5 protein-coding genes are annotated in these 4,216 nt (G+C 57.2%); all 5 read left to right on the top strand.

All coding sequences use genetic code 11. From position 1 onward, the window contains the following. Positions 1-54: 54 nt before the first annotated feature. A complete protein-coding gene (locus RTY00_RS20995; RefSeq protein WP_008106850.1) occupies positions 55-480 on the top strand; it encodes a RidA family protein in 426 nt (141 codons plus the stop codon). 13 nt (positions 481-493) lie between these two features. After that, positions 494-1,168: a DUF1028 domain-containing protein gene (locus RTY00_RS20990; RefSeq protein ID WP_312665995.1), complete on the top strand. Its 675-nt coding sequence runs from the start codon at positions 494-496 to the stop codon at positions 1,166-1,168. Between the two features lie 8 nt (positions 1,169-1,176). Next, a complete protein-coding gene (argE, locus tag RTY00_RS20985; protein WP_312665993.1) occupies positions 1,177-2,322 on the top strand; it encodes an acetylornithine deacetylase in 1,146 nt (381 codons plus the stop codon). 40 nt (positions 2,323-2,362) lie between these two features. Then, positions 2,363-3,511 (top strand): ABC transporter ATP-binding protein, encoded by a 1,149-nt coding sequence (locus RTY00_RS20980; protein WP_312665992.1) that lies wholly within the window; start codon positions 2,363-2,365, stop codon positions 3,509-3,511. Between the two features lie 6 nt (positions 3,512-3,517). Continuing rightward, positions 3,518-4,216, top strand: a 699-nt coding sequence (locus RTY00_RS20975) for an NAD(P)H-quinone oxidoreductase (RefSeq protein WP_312665991.1), incomplete at its 3' end; no start/stop codon positions are given.

Genomic DNA, 4,216 nt, shown 5'->3' with positions numbered 1-4,216 from the left:
GCCATGCTTTGGAAGGTATACCTTGCGCAAATCCTTTTCGCATAGCAGGCAAGCATGACCACACATACTCGCATCCGTAAATTCAACACCAAAGAAACCTATCCCAATCAGGCACTGGATAACGATCTCTGTCAGGCGGTGCGCGCGGGCAACACCGTGTATGTCCGTGGACAGATTGGCACCGACTTTGCGGGCAATCTGGTGGGATTAGGCGATCCCGCCGCACAAGCCGAGCAGGCGATGAAGAACGTTAAACAGCTACTGGAAGAGGCGGGCAGCGACTTATCGCACATCGTCAAAACCACCACTTACATCATTGACCCACGTTATCGCGAGCCGGTGTATCAGGTGGTCGGCAAATGGTTGAAAGGCGTGTTCCCGATCTCCACCGGCTTGGTGATTTCCGGTTTAGGTCAGCCGCAATGGTTGATGGAAATCGATGTGATCGCGGTTATTCCAGACGATTGGCAAGCGGAATAAGAGGCAGGCGACGATGACGTTATCCATTGTGGGACGCTGCGATCAAACCGGTCAAATCGGCATTGCCATTAGCTCATCCAGCATTGCGGTGGGCGCACGTTGCCCATGGCTACGCTCAGCGGTGGGTGCAGTATCAACCCAAAACATCACTTTACCGGCGTTAGGTCCGCGCATTCTTGATCGCCTGCAACAAGGCGACAGCGCAGAAGCCGCGCTCAAAGCCGGTTTAGCCAGCGATGATTATCACCATTATCGCCAGGTGACGGTGCTAGCCGCGAATGGCCAAACGGCCTGCTTTAGCGGCGATAAAACCCTTGGCATCAATAACGCGCAAACCGGTTATCACTGTGTTGCGGCGGGCAACTTGCTGGCTACTCCTGAGGTGATTCCGGTGATGGTGAGCGCCTTCGAGCAGCATTCCGGGCATTTAGCCGAGCGCTTAATTGCGGCGATGCAAGCGGGCATGCAGGCCGGTGGCGAAGCGGGGCCGGTGCACTCCTCAGCATTGTCGATCGTTGATGATCAGGTATGGCCGATTGTCGATCTGCGTGTTGACTGGACGGACGGCGATCCGATTAGCGAACTCGAGCAGCTGTGGCTGGCCTATCAGCCACAAATGAACGATTACGTGACGCGCGCCATCGATCCAACGCAGGCACCCCGTTACGGCGTGCCGGGCGACGAGTAGGAGTTCCTATGTTTACTAGCCGACAACTGCTTGAAAAGCTGGTGGCGTTTGACACCACCAGCCGTGAATCCAACCTGGCATTGATCGATTTCGTCTGGCGTTACCTGAGTGATTTAGGTGTGAGCTGTGAGCTAATCCACAACGCGGAACGCAGTAAAGCCAATTTGTATGCGCGTCTTGGGCCCGCTGGCAATGGCGGTGTGATGCTCTCCGGCCATAGCGATGTGGTGCCGGTGGATGGACAAAGCTGGAGCGTGCCGCCGTTTGCTCTCACCGAACGTGACGGCAAGTTATATGGGCGCGGCACCGCCGATATGAAAGGCTACATCGCCTGCATGCTGGCGGCAGTGCCCCATTTTCTGGCTCAACCGCTGACACAGCCGCTGCATCTGGCGATCTCCTACGACGAAGAAGTCGGCTGCCTTGGCGTGCGCACCTTGCTGGATGCGCTGGCGCAGCGTGCGGAAAAACCGGCTATTTGCCTGATTGGTGAACCTACCGAACTGCAACCGGTGCTGGGGCATAAGGGCAAATTGGGCATGCGCTGTGAAGTGAAGGGCGCGGCTTGCCATTCGGCCTATGCGCCGCAGGGCGTTAATGCCATCGAATATGCCGCGAGATTGATTCAGCAGTTAACGGCGATTGGCGAGCGGATGGCACAAAATCAGGATTCTCGTTTTGATCCGCCGTTTACCACCGTACAAACCGGCATCATCAGCGGCGGCCGCGCATTGAACATTGTGCCCGCCGAATGCGCCTTTGATTTCGAAGTGCGCACCTTGCCGCAGGATGATGCGCAAGCCATCGCCGCTGAGATCGAGGCGTTCGCACAAGCAGAACTGTTGCCGCGCATGCAAGCCATCGTAGCGGACAGCGCGATCCGTTTTTATCCGATTAGCGGCTATCCAGGATTATTAACCGATGCCCAAAGTGAGGCCGCGCGACTGATCGCCTATTTAACCCTATCCAGCGACTTCAGCACCGTGGCATTTGGCACCGAAGGCGGATTGTTCCATCAAGCCGGTATTCCCAGCGTGATTTGCGGGCCGGGCAGCATGGCGCAAGGTCACAAACCCGACGAATTCATCAGCATCGCGCAGTTGGAAGCCTGTGACGCCATGTTGCAGCGCTTAGCCGCATGGATGAGTCAATAATTTCTGTGACGTTGTCACGAAAAACAGTTTTGGAGAGTTCATGGTCAGTGCAGAAGTTACCCGATTCCCGCAGCCCGATATGCCGCATCTGGCAGTGAAAGCCAGTAACGTCGCGGTGCAGTTAGATGGCGTGCTGAAAAAATTTGGCGATGCTATCGCGCTGCACAAAATTTCCCTGACCATTGAGGAAGGGGAATTTATTACGCTGCTTGGCCCGTCGGGCTGCGGCAAAACCACACTGCTAAACCTGATGGCCGGTTTTGCGGAGGCCGACGGCGGCGAGATTTTTATCGATGGTGATCTGGTGACCGAGATTCCACCTTATCAGCGTGAAATCGGCATCGTATTCCAAAACTACGCACTGTTCCCGCATATGACGGTGGAGAAAAACGTCGGTTACGGCCTGCGTATGCGCGGCGTGTCAAAGGCCGAAATTGCCGAGCGCGTTGAGCAAGCATTAGCCTTGGTCAAGCTGGCAGGTTACGGCCATCGCAAGCCACGTGAACTCTCCGGCGGACAACAGCAGCGCGTGGCGCTGGCGCGTGCGCTGGTGATCCGGCCCAAAGTCTTGCTGCTGGATGAGCCGTTTTCCGCACTGGATAAAAATCTGCGTTTATCAATGCAGGTCGAACTGAAAGCGATCCAGCGCAAATTGGGCGTCACCACGGTGTTTGTCACCCACGATCAGGGCGAAGCGCTGAGCATGAGCGATCGCGTGGTGGTGATGTCGGCGGGACACGTGCGCCAAATCGGTACACCGGATGAAATCTATCGCCAGCCGCGCGATCCCTTTGTGGCGGGCTTTGTCGGAGACGTCAATATTCTTCCGGGACGCTATGCCGGTCGCGATCACGCTGCGGTGCTTGAACTGGGCGGCAACGCGCTGCGTCTGCCAGCAGAACGTGTGCAGGCGAATGTTGGTGAGCGTCTGGATGTGTATGTGCGTCCGGAAAACATTCAGTTGGGGCCGCTGTCTTCGCACTCCTTCCTGAGCGCCACGGTGATCACCCATGTGTTTCAGGGCGATCACGTTGATGTGCATCTTGATGTGCCGGCGCTCGGCAGCGCATCGCTGTTTGCGCGCCAGTCTGGTCTCGATTCCCTGACGCGTTGGCCGGTTGGCAGCGTGGTGGGCATCACCTTTGATGATGAAGGCGTGTGCGCCTTTACCACCGCTAAGCAGGGATAAGATCTGATGTTGCCTGAAATGATGAAAGCGGTAATAGCCAGCCAACCGGGCGGCGCAGAGGTTTTAACGGTTGTGGAACGTGCTGTGCCGCAACCTGCGGTGGGTGAAGTGCTGATTCGCGTCGCCAGCGCGGGTGTTAATCGTCCTGACATTATGCAGCGTAACGGCATGCCCATCCCGCCGGGCTGCTCAGATGTGTTAGGTCTGGAAGTGGCAGGTGAAGTGGTGTCGTTGGGTGCCGACGTTATTGGCTTCGCCATCGGCGATGCGGTGATGGCGCTGCTCAACGGTGGCGGTTATGCCGAATATTGCGTGGCGCGCGCTGAGTTGTGTTTGCCGCTGGCCGGTAATCTGCCGTTGGCGCATGCCGCAGGCGTGCCCGAAGCGGCGTTTACCGTGTGGCACAACCTGTTTGAGCTGGGGCACTTAGCACCCGGCGAAACTGTACTAATTCACGGTGCCGCCAGCGGCGTCGGCACTTTTGCCATCCAATGCGCGCAGGCCTGTGGCGCACGGGTGATTGCCACCGCAGGCGGTGCCGACAAAATTGCGGCATTGCAACAGCTTGGCGTCTGGCGCGCCATTGATCGTCATAGAGAGGATTTTGTTGCGGTGATTACAGCGGAAACCGCAGGTCGTGGCGTGGATGTGGTGCTGGATAACGTCGGCGGTGATTACGTGGCGCGTAATCTAAGCGTGTTAGCG

Origin of the sequence: Pantoea sp. CTOTU49201 (genome assembly GCF_032054795.1) — a bacterium.
Lineage (GTDB): Bacteria > Pseudomonadota > Gammaproteobacteria > Enterobacterales > Enterobacteriaceae > Pantoea > Pantoea symbiotica.
The sequence above is the reverse complement of the archived record's forward strand: the minus strand, read 5'-3'. Positions and strand labels throughout refer to the sequence as shown.

Excerpts from the sequence above, each read along its gene's own strand:
- RTY00_RS20990 (WP_312665995.1), top strand. The coding sequence starts at position 494 with ATGACGTTATCCATTGTGGGACGCTGCGATCAAACCGGTCAAATCGGC.
- argE (WP_312665993.1), top strand. The coding sequence starts at position 1,177 with ATGTTTACTAGCCGACAACTGCTTGAAAAGCTGGTGGCGTTTGACACC.
- RTY00_RS20995 (WP_008106850.1), top strand. The coding sequence starts at position 55 with ATGACCACACATACTCGCATCCGTAAATTCAACACCAAAGAAACCTAT.
- RTY00_RS20980 (WP_312665992.1), top strand. The coding sequence starts at position 2,363 with ATGGTCAGTGCAGAAGTTACCCGATTCCCGCAGCCCGATATGCCGCAT.